Origin of the sequence: Nonomuraea sp. NPDC050556 (assembly GCF_044457355.1) — a bacterium.
Classification (GTDB): Bacteria; Actinomycetota; Actinomycetes; order Streptosporangiales; family Streptosporangiaceae; genus Nonomuraea.
This window is the reverse complement of record NZ_JBITGU010000002.1, coordinates 1058829-1080216: the sequence shown is the minus strand read 5'-3', so window position 1 is coordinate 1080216 and position 21388 is coordinate 1058829. Positions and strand designations below refer to the sequence as shown.

Genomic DNA, 21388 nt, shown 5'->3' with positions numbered 1-21388 from the left:
GACAATCAACTCTCCCGTGGAGAGAGGTTTCACCGTGCGGCTGGGTCGACACCGCGCCGCGCTCAACCTTGAGCAGCGACGGAGGAAGGCACTCCAGCGAGGCGTGCTCGCCGGGCTGACGGTGGTCGCGATCGTCGCGGCCACCCTCGTCGTCCTCCTCGGCGGGGGCGGAGCGCTGTGCAGCGCACGAGAGCCTGTTCTGGTCAGCGTGGCCGCGGCGGTGGACGTCGCGCCCGTGGCCATGGAGGCGGCGGGGACCTTCAACGAGACGAAGACCTCGGTGGGCGGGCGGTGCATCCTGGTCCAGGTGACCGAGCAGCCGCCCGCGACGGTGCTCCGTACGCTGATCGGGGAGAAGGCCGGGGTGCTTAGGGAGCGGCCGGACGGCTGGATCGCCGACTCCTCCGCCTGGATCAGGCTGGCGCGCAAGCAGGGCGCAGGCTCGCTGCCCTCCGGGGAGAGCGTGGTGGCGACGTCGCCGCTGGTGTTCGCCACGCGGTCGTCGCTGGCCCAGAAGTTCGCGGTCAGCAAGACCGAGATGAACTGGCGGATGGTGTTCCCCTCGACCATCCGCGGCCGGCTGCTGCCCACCTCGGGGGAGCCCGACGTGGTGCGCGTGCCTGACCCGTCGCTGGCGGGTGCGGGGATCGCGACTGTGGCGGCGGCGCGCGACGTCGTCGGCAGCGGCCCCGCGGCCGACAAGGCGCTGACCGCCTTCGTGCGCTGGGCGCAGGCGGGATCGGCGCCCGACTACCGCAGCATGCTGGCCGCGGTGGACGACCGCGGGTTCTGGCAGCGTCCCGTGGTCATCGTGCCCGAGCAGTCGGTGTGGACGCACAACCTTCAGCCCTCGGCTGACCCGGTGGTGGCGCTGCATCCGCGCGAGGGCACGATCAACCTCGACTACCCCTACGTCGTCACCGCCACCGACCCCGCGGTGGCCGAGGCCTCGACCGTGTTCGCCGACTGGCTGCGCGGGGCCCAGGCGCAGGAGATGGTACGGCGGGCCGGGTTCCGCTCGGGCGACGGGACACAGGGGCCGATCTCGCCCGGCCCCGAGATCCCGACGGAGACGCCAAAGACGCGGCCGTCGGTGTCGGCGGAGGACATCGACGCGGCGCTGCAGGCGTGGAGCCGGTTGGCTCCGCCGTCCAACATCCTGGTGATCGCGGACACGTCCAAGCACATGGCCGAGCCGATCACCGGGCAGAAGGGGGCCACGCGGCTGAGCGTGGCGCTGCAGGCGGCCCGGCTGGGGCTGCAGCTCTTCCCCAATTCCACGCACATGGGGATGTGGGAGTTCGCCGAGAAGCTCGAGCCCGCCACCGGCTACCACGAGTGGGTGGGGCTCGGGCCGGTCGACCAGCCCGAGCGGGGGCAGGTCATCAGGCGGAGCAAGCTCGACCAGCTCACGACCTCGCTCAAGGCGCACTCGGCGCTGAACAGCTCGTTGTACTCGACGATCCTCAGCGGGTTCCGCCGGGTGACCGCGAAGTACGACGAGCGGATGAACAACGCGCTGCTGGTCATCACGGCCGGCAAGGACGACGGGGGCGGGCTCACCCGGCAGGAGCTGCTCGCGCAGCTACGCAAGGAGTGGGACCCCGACAAGCCGGTGCAGATCGTGATGATCGCCTTCGGGAGCGACGTGGACAAGGCGGGGCTCACCGAGATCAGCTCGGCGACGAACGGGTCTCTGCACGTGGCGCAGCAGCCGGGTGAGATCATCGACGTCTTCCTCGCCGCGCTCGCCCGGCGCCTCTGCCACCCGACCTGCAAGTCGCCCTAGATCTTCGACAGGTCGATGATCACGTACGTGTCCTTGAGCGGGTAAGCCATCATGCGGCCGTCGCCCAACCCTGGATGGACGGACACCGGCGGGCCTTTGGGGGTGTCGCGGCGGATGCCGAGGTCACCCCTGCGTCCGGTGGACAGGTCCAGGAGCTCCTGGCCGTTCCTCCCGTCCCGCCAGACGGTCATGAAGCGGTCGGCCGCGATGCCCATCGTCGGCGCCTGGGGCAGCTCCCGCTGTCGCGAGCCATCCCTTTGACGGATGAATGGCTTCTTGCCTGCTGCCAGGCCTGTGCAGGTCTTCCTCGAGCACCGGACATATCGGTCGCCTGGGTGGATGACGGCCTTGCTTCGCTCGCCGGTCTCGACGTTGTGGATCTCCGCGAAGGTGGTTTCGACGTTCGGCGCGTACTCGCGCGAGGTACCCACCCACGGCCAGGCCATGAGGTGGTCGCGTTCCGCGCCCTTGATCGGGTCCACCTCGCCGCCGGTCAGGGGCACGGTGAAGACGCCGCCGTCGAACAGGGAGAACGCGAGCTTCTCACCTACCACTTCGAGCTCGTCCGCCATGCCGTCGATCGGCTTGTCGGTACGGATCTCCGCTGGTTCGCCGCCTTCGAGCGGGACCGACCAGAAGCGGCTGCGGCCCCCGAACGTCTGCCACACGACCCTGCCTGCGCCGATGGTGAACTCGTTGGCATCCGGGGTGGGGATCGCGGCGATCTTGCGCACCTGGCCGGTTTCCAAGTCACAGGCGTAGATCGCGTCGGCGGTCTCCAGCAGCACGCTGTGGTCGTCGATGAAGCGGCGCGGCTGGTATCTCTTGATGCCGGGCAGCTTCGCCGGGATCTTCCACACCGCGTGCGGCCACACTTTCTCGATGCCTATTTCTGTGGGTGCGGGAACGGCAGCCCTGTCCTGCTGGCCCGCGGTCCGTACGGCGAACGCGGCCCCGCCCGCCACGATGACCACCGCGGCGGCGGCCAGCAACGCGGTGCCCCTCGCCTTGCGGCGCTTCGACCTTCTGACGACGTGGTCTTTCAGGTCTGCCGGGGCCTGAGGGGCCTGACCCGCGGCGTACCCCAGGGTGCGGCGGAGGTCGTCTTCGAGGCTCATCGCGGGCTCCCGTTGGAGGTCTTGGGGTGGGCGACGGTGTCGCGCAGCTTGCCGAGTCCCAGCGAGGCGTGGCTGCGCACCGTGCCGCGGGAAATGCCCAGGACGCCGGCGATCTCGGCGTCGGTGAGCTGCTCGTAGTAGCGCAGGACCAGGACGGCGCGCTGCTTCTTCGGCAGATCCCTGAGCGCCAGCCACAGGTCGCGCTCCACGTCCGAGGGGAGGGCGTCCAGGTGGGTGCTCTCGGGCGGGTCCCAGGCGAGGCGCTCTCTTCTGCGCAGGCGCCAGGTGCTGATGTGCAGCCTGGCCATGATGACGCGGGTGTAGCTCTCGGGGTCCTGCTTCCTGCGCACCCTGGGCCAGGCGCGGTGCAGCCTGATCAGCGCCTCTTGGGTGAGGTCTGCCGCGTCGTGGGGGTTGCCGCTGAGGACGTAGCCGTAGCGCAGTAATGCGTCGGCCCGCTCGGCGACGAACTCCGCGAACCGCGCGTCGTCATCCACGTGGTGGTCGCCCTTCCGTCTTTGCTGTCTTTCCTCAGACGGCGGACCCACCCGAACTGTTGAACCCTCCTACGGAGGACATTCCCTTCTCTTCAAGGGCTCCCTTTCCTCACCTCACGGGGAGAGAAGGGCAGAGGTGGGAGGGTCTCCTCCCTGAAGGGGTCTGGGCGCGCTCGCGGTGAGGGTGCGGGAGGTCATCCTGCTGGGCGTCCTTTTGGTGGCGCGGGGTCAGCGGGTGAGGAGGTACGGCTCGGGGTCGGCGGGTGGGTGGTCGGCGGGTGGGGTGGCGGGGTGGCCGATGGCGATGACGCCCATGGGCTCCCACGACTCCGGCAGGTCGAGGAGCGCGGCGACCTCCCGGGGGTCCTTCGGGGTCCAGGACGAGCCCAGGCCCTCCATCGCGAGCTGGATCAGCAGGTTCTCCACGGCTGCCCCCAGCAGGGCGACGCGGGTGTCGCGGTCTCGGACGCCGTCCACCAGGCATGGGACCGCCAGGTAGGGGGCGGGGTGCAGGGCTGACCTGACGTCGGGGGAGTCGACGAGGACGAGTCGCCACGGCACCTCGCCGTCCACCGTCGGGGCGGTGAGCGCTGCCGACACGGCTCGCCGTACCGTCTGGTGGTCCACGGGGGCGTCGGTGAAGTCGGTGACGGTACGGCGGGCCTGGACGACGTCGCGGGAGCCGTACCTGAACATGTCCTCGTCCGCCGGGCGGATCAGCGGACGGACGCCTGGGCCGTCTTCTGGGGTGACGAGGTGGCTCAGCCCGCGTACCACCGCTACCGGGACGCCGGACAGCTTGCCCTTGACCAGCTCGGCCGCGGCGGCGATCTCGTCGATGAGGGCGGTGACGGTGGCGCTGAGCGGGTTGCCGTGGGTGTCGACGCCGCCGCGGAAGTCCTCGAGCGGCTGGACGCCTGCGGCGCCGATGGCGACGTCGGTGAGGCCGTGGCGCCAGGGGCGGCCGAAGGTGTCGGAGATGATGACGCCCACGGTGGCGGGGAGGGACTTTCTGATCTTGCGGGCTGAGGCGTCGGAGTCTTCTGGGAGGAGGAGTACGGTGCCTGGTTCGGTGTTGGAGGCGTCCACACCGGCGGCGGCCATGACGAAGCCGTGTCTGGTCTGGGAGATGACGGTGTCGCCGCGTCTGGCTACTACGCGGGTTGTTTCTTCCATGATGGCGGAGTGGCGGTCGGGGGCCTGGCGGATGCGGCCCTCCGCCTTGCTCACGATCTTGGAGGTGATGACGAGGATGTCGCCGTCTTGGAGGTCGGTGTCTTTGAGGAGGGTGGCGATGTCGTCACCTGGGCGTACTTCGCCGATGCCCTTTATCCCGAAGATCTCCAACCGACCTTCTGTGGTGCTCACAGCTTCTCCTCGCTCGTCCATGCTGTCTTGTCACCGTGCTCCTGTTGGTGCGCTTTCGCTGCTGTCGGGGAGGCACTCACGTGCCGCCCCGGGAGCGCTTCGCGCCTGGCGAGCACTACCGAGCGCGCCGCTTCACACGTCACTCCCACGTGCGCTTTCCAACACGCCGTTCACGCGTGTGCTTCCCGGGCATCGCTGCCCACGCCTCACATCCATCCGCGCCGCGCCACGCGGGTTTCCCTCCGCACGCGTTGCGCCGGGCTCCACCGTCGCCCCTGCTCGCCGTACCGGCGCTTGGGAGACCCCGCGCTTGGGAGACCCGCGCTTGAGAGGCCCCGCGGTTGAGTGGCCCCGCGCTTGAGAGGAGCGCGGTTGGGAGACTCGCGCGTGGCGGCCCCTCGTGCGTGGGGTGGTCAAGGGTTCAGGGAGTTGGCCAGGGTGAGGGTGGCTTCGGCGATGGCGCGGGTGGAGTCGGGGTCGTGCATCAGGAGCGGGCGGGCCTGGACCACGACGCCGTCCAGGGAAACCTCGGCGTCCTCCTCCGCCACCAGCCACCCGTTGATCAGGTCCGCGCCGTAAAGGTCCAGCACCGCCTGGGCGCTCGTCTCCACGCCGATCGCGGTCAGGCAGGCGTCGGCCATGCCGCGGACCGGGGCGCCACCGATGATGGGGGAGACGCCTACGACGGTCTTGGGGAGCAGTGCGTCGCGGATGCCGGGGATCTGGAGGATTGTGCCGATGCTGACCACCGGGTTGGAGGGGGGGAGGATGACTACGTCGGCTTCCTCGATCGCTTCCAACACGCCTGGGGCTGGCTTGGCGGTTTCCGCGCCGATCAGGGCTATGGATTCGGCGGGGATCGAGGCGCGGAGGCGGACCCACCACTCCTGGAAGTGGACGGCGCGCCGCCCGCGGTCGTCGGTGATCACCACATGGGTCTCGCAGCGGTCGTCGCTCATGGGGAGCAGGCGGACGCCCGGCTGCCACCTCGCGCACAGCGCCTCGGTGATCTGGGACAGGGGGAACCCCGCTTCGAGCATCTGGGAGCGCACGATGTGCGTCGCGAAGTCGCGGTCGCCCAGCCCGAACCACTGCGGCTCGACCCCGTAGGCGGCCAGCTCCTCCTTGACGACGTGGGTCTCCTTCTCGCGCCCCCACCCCTGCTCCTCGTTGATGCCGCCGCCCAGCGTGTACATGACGGTGTCGAGGTCAGGGCACACGCGCAGCCCGAAAAGGGTGATGTCGTCACCGGTGTTGCCGATGACGGTGATCTCTGCTGAGGGGGCCGCCGCGCGCAGGCCGCGCAGGAAGCGGGCGCCGCCGATACCACCGGCGAGGGACACGATTCGCATGGTCACCAGTGTTGCACCGGCCTCCGACAAGCTCGCCTGCGGACACCCTCATCGCCTGCAATATCCCGATATGTGAGGTGATTGCACGCAATTGGGATAGATGAGGTTGCTGGGACTCCCGCCGTCAAAGTCGGTGATGTGGCAAACTCCACTCCGGACCAAAGGGGTTCGTTGGGGGTAGTTGTGAGCAAAATCGACGTTGCTCGGCTGAGAGAACCGGCCGCCTGGATCATGCTCGCCAGCGTGGCGGCGGACATCCTGGCGGCCGTCGGTGGATCGCTGTCCGGTGACTCCGCGCTGTCCTTCGCCGAAAGAAGCTCCGGCTGGCTCGTGGGGCCGTCCCACCCGATCAACACCGCGTTGCTGGTCGGGGCCGTGATCGTGTGCACCAGGTTCGGGCAGCCGACCAAGAGCGCCAAGATGATCACGTACGGCGCGGCGGCGGGACTCGCGCTCGGGATCCTGCTCGGGGCGGTCGGGCTGATCCTGTCGCTGTTCGCGGCGTCGAGCTTCTGGGGGATCATCCAGAGCCTGCTCAACGGGGGGACGCAGCTCGCGCTGGCGGGGGTCGCGCTGATGTACCTCCTGCCGCAGGCGCTTCCTGAGCGGCCCACGTACGGCGTGCCCGGGGGGTACGTGCCGCCGCAGGGGTTCGTGCAGCAGGGCTACGGCCAGCAGGACCCGTCGTACGGCCAGCCACCGGCACAGCCCGCCTACGCCCAGCCCGCCAACGGCCAGGCGTTTGGTCAGCCCGGCAACGGTCAGGCCGCCTTTGGTCAGCCCGGTAATGAGCAGCCTGCCTATGGTCAGCAGCCGCCGTCGCAGCAACAGCCCGTGTACGGCCAGCAGCCCGGATACGGCCAGCCCGACCAGCAGGCCGGGTATGGCCAGCAGCCTCCGGGGTTCGGCGCGCAGGAGCAGCCGCCGGTCCAGCAGCCGCCCGTCCCACAGGCGGCGGTGCAGCAGCCTGTTGTTCAGCAGCAGCAGCCCGTTGTTCAGCAGCCCGAGGTCGTTCAGCCCAGGGCGGCACTGCCCCCGGCGCCGGTGCACGCCGAGCAGCAACCGCACGCCGAGCAGCCGCAGTTCCACACCGGGCAGCAGCTCTACGCGCCCGCTGAGACGCTGCCCGCCCCCGGCGGTTACGCGCCCGTGGAAAACGCATACGCCCAGCAGGAGAACCCCAGCGCCTTCCCGCCAGTGGAGACCCTCAACGCGTACACCCCGCCGGAGGCACCCGCCGCGTATAACCCGGCGGAGGCTCCGAGCGCCTATGCCCCGGTAGAGACGCCGAGTCCGTATACCCCGGCCGAGGCCCCCAACGCCTACAACCCGGCTGAGGCCGTCAATGCCTACAGCCCGGCTGAGGCCGCCAACGCCTACAGTCCGGTAGAGACGCCCAGCGCCTACAACCCGCTGGACACCCCCAGCGCCTACCCGGCGCCCGAGGCTCCCAGTGCTTACGCGCCGTCCGAGACGATGCCGGAGAGCGGCTACACCCCGCCCCCCTACGTCCCCGCCGACAGCCAGCCGCGCCTCTACGCCCCCGTGGACAACGGCTACACCCCGGCCGACAGCCAGCCCGGTGGATACCCCCCGGCCGAGCCGTACCAGGGCAACGGCTACACCCCCGCGGGCACCCTGCCCAACGCCTACGCCCCCCAGCCCGACAGCCAGTACGCCCAGCCGTACCAGCCCTCCGAGACCGCCCCCGGCGCGCCGTACCCCCAGCAGGACCAGAACAACCAGCAGGCCTACTACGAGCAGCCCCCCGCGTTCCAGGGCGGCCAGCCGTTCACCGGCTACTCGGGCCAGGAATACGCGACGCCGTACCACGAGCCCGACCCGCCCGTGGACCCGCGCTCCCAGCAGATCCTCGACGCCTACCAGCAGGCGGAGAGCTACCAGCAGTCGGGCGCCCACCAGCAGCCGTCCGACCTGCGCGTGCCCGACTACACCGGGCAGCACCAGTCAAGGTCGTACGACGACCCGTTCGGACACCCCCAGCAGAACCAGCAGCAGGGGTACCAGCCTCAACATCACGAGGCCGCCGAGTCAACAATGCGTCTGGACCCGTCGATGTTCCGCGGAGACGCGCTCAACGACCCCGGCGACGACCCCATAGATCCGACGGCCATCTACACCCCGAACACCGATCCGCGCAGGTAATGATCTCGCAAAGCAAAGCTAGAGAGAAGGTGAGCCACGGGAGGGCGTCAAGCCGTCCCTGGTACGGTTCCGACCGCTGAGAGCGATGAACAGAGTCAGGCTCACCCCATGGAACCTGGCTTGAACACCACATCACATGCACACCGGGGCGAGCTGGTCTTTCCCCGGATACCGGCATGCCGCTTGACGTCACGCACGGTACGCGCGTGTAATTACAGCCATGTTGTTACGCCTTCCATTGGGTGGGTAAGACGGAAGGCGTCCATGGGGGGCTCCATTGCGGGCGGGCGGCAGGGAGGTGTGCAGTGACCGATCTGGTCATCGCACAGGATCAGCTTGAGGCTGAAGAACTCGGCTGGCAGGAGCGTGCGTTGTGCGCGCAGACTGACCCGGAGGCGTTCTTCCCGGAGAAGGGTGGTTCCACCCGAGAGGCGAAGAAGGTCTGCCGGACCTGCGAGGTGCGTGCGGAGTGCCTGGAGTACGCGCTCGAGCACGACGAGAGGTTCGGCATCTGGGGCGGCCTGTCCGAGCGGGAACGCCGCCGGATCAAGCGGGCAGCCGTTTAGAGATATTGCGGAAAAAGGGTCACACATCTGTGTGACCCTTTTTCTGCATGTATGGTGTTGCGCGCCTGCGCGACCCCCTGGAGCAAGATGTCCCAGCCCCACGTCACCGCGGTCATCGTCGCCCATGATGGCGGACGCTGGCTGGTGGAGACCGTCACGGCCCTGCGCCGGCAGAGCCGGCCCGTGGACGTCGCCGTCGGCGTCGACAACGGCAGCACGGACGGCTCGGCCGACCTGCTGGGCCACGGTCTCGGCCACGACAACGTGCTCAGGCTGCCGCGCTCGACCTCCTTCGGCCAGGCCGTGTCCGCCGCGGTGGAGAAGCTCCCCGAGACCGACTGGTTATGGCTCCTGCACGACGACTGCGCCCCCGACAGGCACGCGCTGGCCCACCTGCTCGCCGCGGCGGAACGCGACCCCAAGGCGGCCGTCCTCGGCCCCAAGCTGCGCGACTGGCTGGACAGGAAGGTCCTGCTCGAAGTGGGCGCCACCGTCAACCTGACGGGACGGCGCGACACCGGGCTGGAGCCGCGCGAGTTCGACCAGGGCCAGCACGACGGCGTGCGCGACGTCCTGTCCGTCTCCACGGCGGGCATGCTCATCCGGCGCGACGTGTGGGAGCGCGTCGGCGGGCTCGACCCGTTCCTCCCGCTCTTCCGCGACGACCTCGACCTGTGCTGGCGGGTGCGGAACGCGGGGTTCAAGGTGCTGGCCGTACCGGGGGCGGTGGCCTGGCACGCGGAGGCTGCCGCCCGCAGGCGGCGGCGCATCACGGTCAGCGGCGACCATCCGCGCAGGCTGGACCGGCGCAACGGCATGTTCACCGTCCTCGCGAACCTGCCTCTCGGCGCGCTGATGCTGGCCCTGCCGCGCAACGTCGTCAGCTCGATCGTCAAGGCGCTGGTGTTCCTGGTCACCAAGCAGCCGGGCCACGCGCTGGACGAGCTGGGCGCGCTGGGCTCGATCCTCGCGCACCCGTTCCGGCTGATGAAGGCGCGCAGGCGGCGCAGGAAGGGCCGCAAGGCCGGATATTTCGTCGTGAAGACGCTGCTCACGCCGAGGGGGGCGACCCTCAGGCGGCTGAGTGACCTCATCCAGGATCTCATCGCGGGCACGGGACCCGCCGAGGGAAGCCACCAGGCGGAGGACGAGCTCCCGGCGGACGAGGGGTTCGTCAAGCGCACGCTGAGCCGCCCAGGCGTCCTGCTGGTCCTCGCGCTCACCGCGATCACGGTCGTCGCCGAGCGCGGCGTCCTCGGCGGCGCCAGGCTGGGCGGCGGCGCGCTCGTCCCCGTCACCGGCGACGCCGCCGACCTGTGGCGCTTCTACACCGAGAGCTTCCACGACGTCGGGCTCGGCTCGACCGAGTGGGCGCCGCCGTACGTCGCGGTGCTCGCCGCGCTGTCCACGCTGGCCTTCGGCAAGACGTGGCTGGCGGTGTCCGTGCTGCTGCTCGGCTGCGTGCCGCTGGCCGGCGTCTCCGCATACCTGGCCACGCGCAGGATCGTCCCCGCGCCCTCGGCGCGGCTCTGGCTGGCCGCCACTTACGCGTTGCTGCCCGTCGCGACCGGCGCGATCGCGTCAGGACGGCTGGGCACCGCCGTGGTGTTCGTCCTGTTGCCGGTCTACGCGGGTCTGGGCACGAGCCTGCTGTCGGGCAGCAGGCGCGCAGCCTGGGGGCTCGGCCTGCTGCTCGCCGTGGGGACGGCGTTCGTCCCGCTGGTCTACCCGCTGTTCGCGGTGCTGGGCGTGCTGGCCGCCGTGGCCTTCGGCGGGGTACGGCGGGGCGTGGTGACCTCGATGGCGATCGCGCTGGTCGTACCGGTCGCGTTGCTCGGCCCCTGGCTCGCCGGTCTGGTGCGCGATCCGCAGCGCCTGCTGCTGGAGGCCGGGCTGCACCGGCCCGAGCTGGTCGACTCTGCGCTGCCCGGCGAGTCGCTGCTGACGTTCAGCCCGGGAGGTCCGGGGCTGCCGCCGTACTGGGTCACCGCCGGGCTCATCGCGGCCGCGCTGGCCGCGTTGCTCATGCGGCGCCAGCGGATGATCGTCGCGATCGGCTGGGGCGTCGGCGTGTACGGCGTGCTGGTCGCGATCCTGGCCAGCCGCGTCACCGTCGAGGGCGCTCGGGCCTGGCCGGGAGTGCCGCTGGCGTTCGCGGCGACCGGGCTGCTCGTGCTCGCCGCGCTGACCGCGCACCGCCTGCCCGAGCTGCGCGCCGCTGGAGGGGTCCGGCGGTTCGGGGCGATGGTGGTCGTCACCGTGGCGTTCACCACGCCGCTGCTGTCCGCCGGGTTCTGGATCGCGAACGGCGTGCGCGGACCGCTCGGCGGCGACGCGCCCGACGTGATGCCGCCGCTCGCGGCCGTCGAGACGCGGCACGGCGAGCGCACGCTGGTCCTGCGCGGGCACTCCTTCACCGTCCTGCACGGCCGTACGCCCCTGCTGGGGGAGTCCGAGCTCGCGACCGCTCCCGAGGCGAGCGCCCGGGTCGCCACGGCCGCATCCGGGCTCGTCGCCGGGCGCGGCGGCGACGACGCGGCGGCGCTGGGCGCGGCGGGCATCACGTTCGTGGCGGTCGCCCCGCCGGTCGACCCGGCGCTCGCCAGGGCGCTCGACTCGCAGCCCGCGCTGGTCCGGATGAGCCTGTCCGAGGTCGGCGGGCTGTGGCGGCTCGCCGACCCGCCCGCGCAGATCCACGCGCCACCCCAGAACCCGCTGCACGTCCCGTGGTTGTGGGCGCAGGCGGCGCTCGTGCTGCTCGTCCTCATCCTCGCCGCGCCGGGCGCGCGACCGGTGGAGGAGCGGGCCGCCGCCGGGCTGGTGACCGCGTGAAGGGCTTCGTGGAGAACAGGTTCGGGCTGTTCCTGCTGGTCCTCATCGCTCTCGGCTGCCTGTACGGCGTCGCCTACGTCACCAGGCCCGCGCCGGCGCGGCCGCAGCCGCCGGGCCCGCGCAAGGTGGCCGTCGAGTCGGTCACCGTCGCCTGCCCGCCGGCCGGGCAGAAGGTCAGCGTGTTCCAGCAGGGCGCGCTGGTACGCAAGGCGGTCAAGGGACCGGTTTCCGGCCCGGGAACCCTGGAGGCCGGTTACACCGTCCGCGAGACGTCCGGCAAGGACCGCGGCCTGGCCGGAGTCCGCTGCGCCGAGCCCGCGGCCACCACGTGGCTCATCGGCCCTGGTCCAGCGACGGCTGACGTGGTACTGCACCTCACCAACGCCGACCGCGCCCCGGCCATCGCCGACATCCTGCTCTACGCGGCCGAGGGGCCGGTGCTCAGCGACAAGGCCGCCGGTGTGGTGATCGCTCCCGGCGAGCACCGGGCGGTCGACCTCAAGACGCTCGCCCCCTCCTCCGACGTGCTCGCCGTCGGCGTGGTCACCACGACGGGACGGCTCGCCGTCGCGGCCAGGGCGTCCTACGGCGGCAAGGGCGTCGACTGGCTGCCCTCCTCGACGCCCCCCGCCACCAGCCTGGTGGTCCCCGGAGTACCCGGGGGCGGCGGGCGGCGCGAGCTGCTGGTCGCCGCGCCAGGCGAGGCGGACGCGGTGGTGTCGATCAAGGTGGTGAGCGAGGACTCGTCGTACGCGATGAAGGGCCGCGAGACCCTGGAGGTGCCCGCGGGTTCCGTGGCCGCGCTCGACGTCACGACCGGCCTGGGCGGGCAGTCTGCCGCGCTGGTCCTCACCTCGGACCAGCCGGTCGTGGCCGGGGTCGTCGCCACGGGGACGGGCGCGTCGCAGGACGTGGCCTTCACCGCGGGTACGGCTCCGCTGGACCTCGGCAGCGTGGTCGCCGACAACGGCAAGGGCTCCAAGCTCGTCCTGACCGCGCCGGGAGCGGCCGGGAAGGTGCGGGTGGAGGTGGTGCCCGGTGGCAAGCCCTTCGAGGTCGACGTCGCGGCCGGCCGTACCAAGAACGTGAAGCTGACGGCCAAGGGCGACTTCGGCGTCGTCGTCACCCCGGTGTCCGGAACCGTCTACGGCGCCAGGGTCACCGAGGAACGCCTCAAGTCAGGACTGCTCCTCACCGTGAGCCCCCTGGCGCCAGGACGCACCTGGGCCATGCTCCCCACGCTCACCGCCGACCCCGCCGTCGTGCTGCCCTAGCGGCGGTCGTCGTAGCCGGGGTCGACGGTCTCCGGGGACAGGCCCAGCAAGGTCGCGACCTGCTCGACCACCGTGTCGTGGACCAGCGCGCCCAGCGTGTCGCGGTCGCGGGCGCGGGCTTCGAGGGGACGGCGGTAGACCACCACCGAGGCCGGGTCGGCCCCGGCCGCCGCGTCGGCGCGGCCGAACGGGATCGGGTCGGTGCCGATGCGTCCTGGACCGTCGCCCAGCTCGTCGAGCGGCGGCACGTCCTCCACCGCGAACTCCACCGCCGCCAGCTGCTTGCCCCACTGCGGGCGCAGGCGGTCGACGGCGTCGAGGACCAGGTCGTCGAAGCGCTCGCTGCGGGATCTGGCGATGGGCACGTGGGAAGGGGCCAGCGGGCCGCGAAGCCCACGACCGTGCCGGTCACGGCGCCGGGGGCCGCGCTTTGGTGTCACTCTTCGAGTTTAGGGGGTGCCGACATCGGTACAGGCTGATGGAAATGCTGTGACAGGTGTCCGAATTGTGGCGACACGCTCGTTAAGAGCGCTCAGGTAGTGGCGCCTGGCACGCTTAGCAGATACGGTCCCTCCGTGAGCCCCGTCCGCCGCTGTTCCCGCACCGCCTGCAGCCAGGCTGCCGTCTTCACGCTCACGTACGTATACGCCGATTCGACCGCTGTTCTGGGCCCCCTGGCGACGTACGCCGAGCCACACTGCTATGACCTGTGCGCAGAACACGCCGAGCGGCTGACCGCCCCCCGCGGGTGGGAGGTCGTGCGCCTGCCCACCGACGGGAGCTCGCCCAGCTCCGACGACCTCGAGGCGCTCGCCAACGCCGTCAGGGAGGCGGCCAGGCCCACCCCGTCCGGCGGCCAGGAGCCCGTCGGTCAAGGTGTCGAGGTCGGCCGTCGCGGCCATCTGCGTGTCCTGAGGTCCGCCCAGCAGCAGCGCGACCGGTAGGGTCGGGGTTACCAGCAGTCGACCTAGGGCGGAGCCGCGAGTGAGCGCCGGTCTCTGGACTGAGGAACGCAGGGAGCGGAGCGACCGGAGTGACGAGGGAAGAGACCGGGTCCGAGCGAACGAGCAGCGACGCGGAGCGGCGCCACAAGCAGGTGGGCGATCTCGCCAGGATCTTCAAGGCTTACGACGTACGTGGCGTAGTGCCTGACGAGTTCGACGAGGCTGCCGCCGAGGCCGTGGGTGCTGCCTTCGCCGAGGTCACGGGCGCCGAGTCCTGCGTCGTCGCGCACGACATGCGCGAGTCGTCCGTCCCACTGTCCAGGGCCTTCATCCGCGGCGCCGTCTCCAGGGGCGTGCACGTCATCGACGCGGGGCTGGGCTCCACCGACCTGCTCTACTACGCCAGCGGCTCGCTCGACCTGCCCGGCGTCATGTTCACGGCGAGCCACAACCCGGCCCAGTACAACGGCATGAAGATGTGCCACGCGGGCGCCGTCCCCGTCGGTACGGACACCGGGCTCACCGCGATCCGCGACAGGGCGGCCGAACTCCTGGGAACCGACCTCGGCGAGCCGACCGGCAGCGTGGTCGAGAAGGACCTGCTGCAGGGCTACGCCGACCACCTGCGCACGCTGGTCGACCTGAGCGCGATCCGCCCGCTGAAGGTCGTCGTCGACGCGGGCAACGCGATGGGCGGCTACACCGTCCCCGCCGTCTTCGACGGGCTGCCGCTGGAGCTGACGCCGCTCTTCTTCGAGCTCGACGGCACCTTCCCCAACCACGAGGCCAACCCCCTCGAACCGGACAACATCCGCGACCTGCAGAAGGCGGTCCTGGAGACCGGCGCGGACATCGGGCTGGCCTTCGACGGCGACGCCGACCGCTGCTGGGTGGTCGACGAGCGCGGCGAGTCCGTCTCGCCGTCCGTGATCACTGCCCTGGTGGCCGTGCGCGAGCTGGCCAAGCACCCCGGCTCGACGATCATCCACAACCTGATCACCTCGCTCGCCGTCCCCGAGATCGTCACCGAGCACGGCGGCAAGCCGGAGCGCACGAGGGTCGGCCACTCCTTCATCAAGGCGGAGATGGCCCGCACCGGCGCGGTCTTCGGTGGCGAGCACTCGGCCCACTACTACTTCCGCGACTTCTGGTTCGCCGACTCCGGCATGCTGGCCGCCCTGCACGTGCTGGCCGCGCTGGGCGAGCAGGACGGGCCGCTGTCGGAGCTGCTGTCCTCCTACTCGCGCTACCACGCGTCAGGCGAGATCAACAGCACGGTGCCGGACCAGGGCGCGGCGCTCGGGGCGGTCCGGCGGGTGTTCGCCGATCGCGGAACCTTCGACGAGCTGGACGGCCTGACCGTCACGGGGTCCGGGTGGTGGTTCAATCTTCGAGCGTCCAACACCGAGCCGCTGCTCAGGCTGAACGCCGAAGCGGCGGAGCAGAGCACGATGACGGCGATCAGGGACGAAGTCCTCGCCGTCGTAAGAGGAGATGCGAAGTGAAGATCGACGACTGGCTGCTTGAGATCCTGGCCTGCCCGGCGTGCAAGTCCCCGCTGCGCGCCGACCTCGAAGCCGACGAGCTGGCCTGCACGTCCTGCGGCCTGATTTATCCCGTGCGCGACGACATCCCGGTGCTGCTCGTCGACGAGGCCAGGCGGCCGTGAACTTCGAGCCGGACCGGCTCGACGATCAGACCTATCTGAGCGAGGCCGACGCGGGTGGCATGCTGCCCGCCATCGCCTCGGCGGCCGCGCACGTGCGCACCGGCTACCGCAGCGCCGTCGAGGGCGGCGTCGCCGGGGTGGCCGAGCAGCTCAGGCCCAGGGCCGTCGCGGTGGCCGGGGTGGGCACGGCGGCGATCGCCGGCGACCTGCTGGCCGCCGTCTGCGGGCGCGGCACGCCGATCCCGCTCGTGACCGTGCGCTCGCACGCGCTGCCCGGCTGGGTGGGCGCCGCCGACCTGGTGATCGCCGCTTCGGACGCCGAGGAGTCGCTGGCCGTGGCCTCCGAGGCCGTACGGCGGGGCGCGTTCCTGCTGGCCGTCGGCAAGCCGGACTCGCCGCTGAACGCGATCGCCACGCAGGGGTCAGGGCTGTTCGTGCCGGTGCCCGTCACGGGGCAGGAGCGGGCGAACCTGTGGCTGCTCGCCGTACCGCTGATCATGGCCGCGGCGTCGCTCCGGCTCGTGGAAGCGGGCGCCGACCTGTTCGAGAACGTCGCGAAGTCGCTGGAGGACGTCGCGCACCGGTGCAGGCCGTCCAGCGAGTCGTTCATCAACCCGGGCAAGACACTGGCCATGGAGCTGGCCGAGAGCGTGCCGATGATCTGGGGCTCCTCGCCGGTCGCCGCCGTGGCCGCCGAGCGGATGGCCGCGCAGCTGGAGATGAACGCGAAATATCCGGCGCTCCTCGGCGACGTGCCCGGAGTGTCGCTGTTCGACGGGCCGTTCGCCGAGCGCGACATCTTCGCCGACACGGCGGAGCGCGCGCTGCGCCTGGTGCTGCTGCGCGACGTGGACGAGCACCCGCGGGTGGCCAGGCGGCGCGAGGCGGCCATGCGGATGGCGCAGGACCGCGGCGTGCCGGTCACCGAGCTGGCCACGCAGGGCGAGCACCCGGTCGAGCGGCTGGCCACGCTGATCGAGCTGGGCGACTACGCCAGCGCCTACCTGGCGCTCGGCTACGGCATCGACCCGACCCCGGTGTCGGCGATCACTGAGCTTGCCGCCAGAATTTCCCAATAAGATCCCACTTCGGGATTTGCAGAGCTATTGAGTGGAGTAGACCGGTGAGCGCGAACGGCGGCACTAAGGCGATCATCGCGGCGTTGTCCGCGAACCTGGCGATCGCGGTAGCGAAGTTCGTGGCGGCGTTCTTCACCAGTTCCTCGTCGATGCTGGCCGAGGGCATCCACTCGGTGGCCGACTCGGGCAACCAGCTCCTGCTGCTCATCGGCGGCAAGCGGGCGCAGCGGGTCGGCGACAAGTCCCACCCGTTCGGCTATGGCCGTGAGCGCTACTTCTACGCCTTCGTGGTCGCCGTGGTGCTGTTCACGATCGGTGCGGCCTTCTCCCTGTACGAGGGCGTCACGAAGATCATCACCCCGCACCCGCTCGACTCCCCGGCCTGGGCGTTCGGCGTGCTGATCTTCGCGATCATCGCCGAGGGTTTCTCGTTCCGCACCGCGATCAAGGAGTCGAACCTCGTCCGCGGCAAGCAGTCGTGGGTGTCGTTCATCCGCAGGTCCAAGTCGCCGGAGCTGCCGGTGATCGTGCTGGAGGACCTGGGCGCGCTGCTCGGTCTGGTGTTCGCGCTGTTCGGCGTCACGATGGCGGTCGTCACGGGCAACGGCGTCTGGGACGGCATCGGCACGCTGATGATCGGCGTGCTGCTGGCGATCATCGCGGTCATCCTGGCGATCGAGACGAAGTCGCTGCTGCTGGGCGAGGGGGCTACACCCGAGGTGGAGGACCAGATCCGCAAGGCTCTGGAGGACGCGCCGGAGGTGGCGCGGGTCATCCACATGAAGACGATGCACCTGGGCCCCGAGGAGCTCCTGGTGGCCGCCAAGATCGCGGTGGACCACGACGACACGGCTGCCCAGGTGGCCCGGGGGATCGACGAGGCGGAGCAGCGCATCCGCGCCGCCGTACCGATCGCCAGGGTCATCTATCTGGAGCCCGACCTGGACAGGGCTACGACCAAGTAAGTACGGCAGGCCAGGGGACGGCCACCCGCCGACGCGGGTGGCCGTCCTTCTTTCATGGCACGCGCCGGACGGGGTGCGCGCCGCAACAGCGGGGCGTCCGGCGCCGGGCGTGGTTTCAAGGCGCGCCGGTATGGCCTTGCCCGGCGCGCCAGGTCCTTCACTCCAGGGGGAGGCCCGCTTTGACCAGGAAGCCGCCGCCAGCGATGGGTTCGGCGTTGAACCAGCCGCCCATGGACAGGGCGCGCTCGCGCATGCCGATCAGCCCGTGCCCGCCCTCGGCGACCGTGGCGGGCGGCCCGTCGTTGGCGACGCGGATCGCCAGCAGCCCGGGGCGATAGGCGATCTCGATCGACACCCGCGACCCGGGAGCGTGCTTCCTGGCGTTGGCCAGGCACTCCTGGATGATCCTGTAGGCGGACACGTCGACCGCCTGCGGCAGCGACGCCTGCTCGCCGACCACGTCGAGGTCCACCTCGCCGTCGTGCTGCTGGATCAGCTCACCGAGCCTGGCCAGCCCCGGCTGCGGCGCGGTCTCCGGCGTGGTCTTGACGTCGGCGCGCAGCACCCCGAGCAGCCGCCGCATCTCGCTGAGCGTCGTCCTGGCGTCGGCGGCGATCTCGGCGAACTCCTCCTTGGCCGCGTCGCCGAGGTTGTCGAGCGTGTACGGCGCGGACTCCGCGCGCACCGCGATCATGGAGATCGAGTGCGCCACGACGTCGTGCATCTCGCGGGCGATCCTGGCCCGCTCCGCCATGGCCGCCTGCTCGCGCAGCGTCTCCACGTTGACGGCCTTGGCCTGCGTCACCTCGGTGCGGGTGCGCCGCAGGTCGCTGACGAGCGTGATCACCACCGATGCCACGGCCGCGCCGAGGTAGAACGCGGAGCCGTACAGGGTGCCGAGGAGGTCGCCGAGGTCGAGGGTCAGCCCGCCGCGCAGGGTGTCGAACGCCGCCACCGCGAGCCAGCCCAAGGCCGCCAGGATGCCGAGCAGCCAAGCCTGCTGCCTGCTGAGCTGGCGCAGGAGCGTGTAGAAGCAGAGCATTCCCGCCAGGTAGACCGCGACGGGCATGGTGAACACGCTCTCGCCGGTCGACACGAGCAGGAATGGCCCGGTGAGCGGGAGGAACACCGCGATGTACGGCTGGCGGTGCCGCAGGGCGAGGGGCAGGGTGGCGAGCAGCACCCCCAGCAGGTGCGCGGGCAGCGGCGCGCCGTATCCCGGCTGCACCAGGCCGACGAAGGCGAGGGCGGCCGCGATGACGAGGTCCGCCTGTGGCAAGCCCCTGACGTAGGCCCATGCGTTGTTGAGGCTCGTGTCCATGGCTGCCATAGTGGCGAGGCTACCCGCAGGTCAGCGTCACTCTTTCGAGTGACTTACTCGTGCCCGGTGATGCACGAAGTCCCCGCGTCCGTCTCGTCGAACAGGCAGCGCCCGTCCTTGGCGAGCGTGATGACCTTCTTGATCGACGGGAACTGCCTGAGCGTCGCGTCGATGCTGTGCAGGGCACGCGCGTCGCCGCCGACGCCCGAGCCCCAGACCGTGCGGCAGAAACGCAGCGTCGCCGTACCCGACCTGATCTTGAGCTGGAAGTCGGCGCCGCAGTCTGACCGGCCGCGGATCCGCCCGGTCAGCTCCGAGTGCAGGCCGCGCCGCTTCTCCGCCTGGGTGGGGCCCTTGATGAGCTGCTCGACGGCGAACCTGGCGACGCCGCCGTGCGGCGCCTTCCTCTCGACGGCGACGACCTTGCCGGGGATCTCCTGGTCGGCCGAGAAGTAGACCTTGACGGTGGTGGGGGTCGAGACGGGCGACAGCGCGAGGACGGCGGCCATCATGAGTTCCTTCATGGTCTGTTGGACAACAGCCGGAGCGCTTTTTCTTTCTCGAAGTCGAGGGCTCTTCTCGGGGCCTGGATGCGCCCGATCCGCAACCCGAACTCCCGTACGGCCTGAGCCGCCGCGGGCTCGCTCATCACCCGCAGCGCGAACGCCAGCTCGGCGGGGGAGATGTCGAAGCGCCGCTCCAGCTCCACGCCCTGGGCCACGGCCGCGAGCTCCTCGTCGCCGAAGCGGCGGTGGGCGCCGCGCTCCCTGACGGGCGGCAGGAGGCCCAGTGCCTCCCGGTATCGGAGCATTCGCGGAGACATCCCCAGCCGCTTTGCGGCCTCGGTGATTCGCATTCTTACATTCTTACGTCAGTTTCGAGCACTTGGAGATGCGACCTTGGTCAAGTCGCGCCTAAACTCAACGCGACAACGACGTGATGCGAGGGGTAAACAGATGGACTTCAAGGTCGCCGACCTTTCACTAGCCGACTTCGGCCGCAAGGAGATCCTGCTCGCCGAGCACGAGATGCCCGGCCTCATGTCGGTGCGCAAGGAGTACGCGGCCTCGCAGCCCCTCCGCGGCGCCAAGATCATGGGCTCCCTGCACATGACCATCCAGACAGCCGTCCTCATCGAGACGCTGGTCGCGCTCGGCGCCGAGGTGCGCTGGGTCTCCTGCAACATCTTCTCCACCCAGGACCACGCGGCCGCGGCCGTGGCCGTCGGCCCCAACGGCACCCCGGACAACCCGCAGGGCATCCCGGTCTTCGCCTGGAAGGGCGAGACGCTGGAGGAGTACTGGTGGTGCACCGAGCAGGCGCTCACCTGGCCCGGCGGCGAGGGCCCGAACATGATCCTCGACGACGGCGGCGACGCCACGCTCCTGGTCCACAAGGGCACCGAGTACGAGAAGAACGGCGTCGTACCCTCCGCCACCGAGGACGACCCGGAGGAGTGGCACATCATCATCGACCTGCTCAAGCGCACGGTCACCGATGAGAAGAAGTGGACCAAGATCTCCTCGCAGATCAAGGGCGTCACCGAGGAGACCACGACCGGCGTCCACCGCCTGTACGAGATGTTCAAGGCGGGCACGCTGCTGTTCCCGGCGATCAACGTCAACGACTCGGTCACCAAGTCGAAGTTCGACAACAAGTACGGCTGCCGCCACTCCGTCATCGACGGTCTCAACCGCGCCACCGACGTCCTCATCGGCGGCAAGGTCGCCCTCGTGGCCGGTTACGGCGACGTCGGCAAGGGCTGCGCCGACGCGCTCAAGGGCCAGGGCGCCCGCGTCATCGTCACCGAGGTCGACCCGATCTGCGCCCTGCAGGCGGCCATGGACGGCTTCCAGGTCACCACGCTCGACGAGGTCGTGCACCTGGTCGACATCTTCGTGACGACGACCGGCAACTTCAACATCATCACCGCCGACCACATGGCGAAGATGAAGCACAACGCGATCGTCTCCAACATCGGCCACTTCGACAACGAGATCGACATGGCCGGGCTCGCGCGTATCCCGGGCATCGAGAAGTCCGAGGTCAAGCCGCAGGTCCACACCTGGAAGTTCCCGAACGGCAAGCAGATCATCGTGCTCGCCGAGGGCCGCCTGATGAACCTGGGCTGCGCCACCGGGCACCCCTCCTTCGTCATGTCGAACAGCTTCACCAACCAGGTGATCGCGCAGATCGAGCTGTTCACCAAGACCGACGAATACCCGATCGGCGTCTACGTGCTGCCCAAGCACCTCGACGAGAAGGTCGCCCGCCTCCACCTCGACGCGCTGGGCGTGAAGCTCACCGAGCTCACCAAGGCGCAGGCCGAGTACATCGGCGTGGATGTCGAGGGCCCGTACAAGCCCGACCACTACCGTTACTGATCTACTTCCGGTAGCGAGAGAGCCCCGCGCGGCCGTGCGGGGCTCTTCTGGGTAAAGGGGATAA

The 21388-nt window shown here is 70.3% G+C and carries 19 protein-coding genes; 11 read left to right on the top strand and 8 right to left on the bottom strand.

Going from position 1 to position 21388, the window contains the following annotated elements; translation table 11 throughout:
* Nucleotides 1-34 precede the first annotated feature (34 nt).
* On the top strand, nucleotides 35-1789 hold the full coding sequence (locus ACIBG8_RS23125; RefSeq protein ID WP_397344974.1) for a substrate-binding and VWA domain-containing protein: 1755 nt from the start codon (nucleotides 35-37) through the stop codon (nucleotides 1787-1789).
* Here ACIBG8_RS23125 and ACIBG8_RS23120 read toward each other — a convergent pair.
* The 4 genes from ACIBG8_RS23120 to cofD all read right to left on the bottom strand — a co-directional run bounded on the left by ACIBG8_RS23120 (nucleotide 1786) and on the right by cofD (nucleotide 6124).
* A complete protein-coding gene (locus tag ACIBG8_RS23120; RefSeq protein WP_397344973.1) occupies nucleotides 1786-2907 on the bottom strand; it encodes a hypothetical protein in 1122 nt (373 codons plus the stop codon). The genes ACIBG8_RS23125 and ACIBG8_RS23120 overlap by 4 nt on opposite strands.
* Nucleotides 2904-3404 carry a SigE family RNA polymerase sigma factor gene (locus tag ACIBG8_RS23115; protein WP_397344971.1) on the bottom strand — a complete coding sequence of 167 codons (501 nt, stop codon included), beginning with the start codon at nucleotides 3402-3404 and terminating at the stop codon, nucleotides 2904-2906. Before ACIBG8_RS23115 ends, ACIBG8_RS23120 begins: the two co-directional genes overlap by 4 nt.
* A gap of 228 nt (nucleotides 3405-3632) precedes the next feature.
* The gene (locus ACIBG8_RS23110; RefSeq protein ID WP_397344970.1) at nucleotides 3633-4793 is read right to left on the bottom strand and encodes a coenzyme F420-0:L-glutamate ligase; all 1161 of its coding nucleotides are present in this window, start codon (nucleotides 4791-4793) and stop codon (nucleotides 3633-3635) included.
* Nucleotides 4794-5185: 392 nt separating this feature from the next.
* Nucleotides 5186-6124: a 2-phospho-L-lactate transferase gene (gene cofD, locus ACIBG8_RS23105; RefSeq protein ID WP_397344969.1), complete on the bottom strand. Its 939-nt coding sequence runs from the start codon at nucleotides 6122-6124 to the stop codon at nucleotides 5186-5188.
* A gap of 183 nt (nucleotides 6125-6307) precedes the next feature.
* Here cofD and ACIBG8_RS23100 point away from each other — a divergent pair, with 183 nt between their 5' ends.
* The 4 genes from ACIBG8_RS23100 (at nucleotide 6308) to ACIBG8_RS23085 (ending at nucleotide 12962) form a co-directional block, all read left to right on the top strand.
* On the top strand, nucleotides 6308-8290 hold the full coding sequence (locus tag ACIBG8_RS23100; protein ID WP_397344968.1) for a hypothetical protein: 1983 nt from the start codon (nucleotides 6308-6310) through the stop codon (nucleotides 8288-8290).
* Nucleotides 8291-8595: 305 nt separating this feature from the next.
* Nucleotides 8596-8856 carry a WhiB family transcriptional regulator gene (locus tag ACIBG8_RS23095; RefSeq protein WP_397344967.1) on the top strand — a complete coding sequence of 87 codons (261 nt, stop codon included), beginning with the start codon at nucleotides 8596-8598 and terminating at the stop codon, nucleotides 8854-8856.
* Between the two features lie 87 nt (nucleotides 8857-8943).
* Nucleotides 8944-11688: a glycosyltransferase gene (locus ACIBG8_RS23090; RefSeq protein WP_397344966.1), complete on the top strand. Its 2745-nt coding sequence runs from the start codon at nucleotides 8944-8946 to the stop codon at nucleotides 11686-11688.
* Entirely contained in the window at nucleotides 11685-12962 is a 1278-nt protein-coding gene (locus tag ACIBG8_RS23085; RefSeq protein WP_397344965.1) for a DUF5719 family protein, read from the top strand. The genes ACIBG8_RS23090 and ACIBG8_RS23085 overlap by 4 nt, the downstream gene beginning before the upstream one ends.
* Here ACIBG8_RS23085 and ACIBG8_RS23080 read toward each other — a convergent pair.
* Nucleotides 12959-13327: a metallopeptidase family protein gene (locus tag ACIBG8_RS23080; protein ID WP_397344964.1), complete on the bottom strand. Its 369-nt coding sequence runs from the start codon at nucleotides 13325-13327 to the stop codon at nucleotides 12959-12961. The two genes, ACIBG8_RS23085 and ACIBG8_RS23080, sit on opposite strands and share 4 nt — an antisense overlap.
* A gap of 210 nt (nucleotides 13328-13537) precedes the next feature.
* Between ACIBG8_RS23080 and ACIBG8_RS23075 the strand changes: the two genes are divergently transcribed.
* The 5 genes from ACIBG8_RS23075 (at nucleotide 13538) to ACIBG8_RS23055 (ending at nucleotide 17619) form a co-directional block, all read left to right on the top strand.
* Nucleotides 13538-13906, top strand: a complete 369-nt coding sequence (locus tag ACIBG8_RS23075) for a DUF3499 domain-containing protein (RefSeq protein ID WP_397344963.1) — start codon at nucleotides 13538-13540, stop codon at nucleotides 13904-13906.
* Nucleotides 13907-14058: 152 nt separating this feature from the next.
* Nucleotides 14059-15411 (top strand): phosphomannomutase/phosphoglucomutase, encoded by a 1353-nt coding sequence (locus ACIBG8_RS23070; RefSeq protein ID WP_397346161.1) that lies wholly within the window; start codon nucleotides 14059-14061, stop codon nucleotides 15409-15411.
* On the top strand, nucleotides 15408-15575 hold the full coding sequence (locus tag ACIBG8_RS23065) for a Trm112 family protein (RefSeq protein ID WP_397344962.1): 168 nt from the start codon (nucleotides 15408-15410) through the stop codon (nucleotides 15573-15575). The genes ACIBG8_RS23070 and ACIBG8_RS23065 overlap by 4 nt, the downstream gene beginning before the upstream one ends.
* Nucleotides 15572-16654, top strand: coding sequence for an SIS domain-containing protein (locus tag ACIBG8_RS23060; protein ID WP_397344961.1), 1083 nt, complete (start codon nucleotides 15572-15574; stop codon nucleotides 16652-16654). The genes ACIBG8_RS23065 and ACIBG8_RS23060 overlap by 4 nt, the downstream gene beginning before the upstream one ends.
* A gap of 44 nt (nucleotides 16655-16698) precedes the next feature.
* The gene (locus tag ACIBG8_RS23055; RefSeq protein ID WP_397344960.1) at nucleotides 16699-17619 is read left to right on the top strand and encodes a cation diffusion facilitator family transporter; all 921 of its coding nucleotides are present in this window, start codon (nucleotides 16699-16701) and stop codon (nucleotides 17617-17619) included.
* 157 nt (nucleotides 17620-17776) lie between these two features.
* On the opposite strand, the gene ACIBG8_RS23050 is transcribed toward ACIBG8_RS23055, so the two are convergent.
* The 3 genes from ACIBG8_RS23050 to ACIBG8_RS23040 are packed head-to-tail and all read right to left on the bottom strand — an operon-like array spanning nucleotide 17777 to nucleotide 19796.
* Nucleotides 17777-18949 (bottom strand): sensor histidine kinase, encoded by a 1173-nt coding sequence (locus ACIBG8_RS23050; RefSeq protein ID WP_397344959.1) that lies wholly within the window; start codon nucleotides 18947-18949, stop codon nucleotides 17777-17779.
* A 44-nt stretch (nucleotides 18950-18993) separates the two neighbouring features.
* Complete coding sequence (locus ACIBG8_RS23045) at nucleotides 18994-19464, bottom strand: GerMN domain-containing protein (RefSeq protein ID WP_397344958.1); 471 nt, start codon at nucleotides 19462-19464, stop codon at nucleotides 18994-18996.
* Nucleotides 19461-19796 (bottom strand): MerR family DNA-binding transcriptional regulator, encoded by a 336-nt coding sequence (locus ACIBG8_RS23040; protein ID WP_397344957.1) that lies wholly within the window; start codon nucleotides 19794-19796, stop codon nucleotides 19461-19463. The genes ACIBG8_RS23045 and ACIBG8_RS23040 overlap by 4 nt, the downstream gene beginning before the upstream one ends.
* Before the next feature lie 100 nt (nucleotides 19797-19896).
* Here ACIBG8_RS23040 and ahcY point away from each other — a divergent pair, with 100 nt between their 5' ends.
* Nucleotides 19897-21324, top strand: a complete 1428-nt coding sequence (gene ahcY / locus ACIBG8_RS23035; RefSeq protein WP_397344956.1) for an adenosylhomocysteinase — start codon at nucleotides 19897-19899, stop codon at nucleotides 21322-21324.
* Nucleotides 21325-21388: the final 64 nt, after the last annotated feature.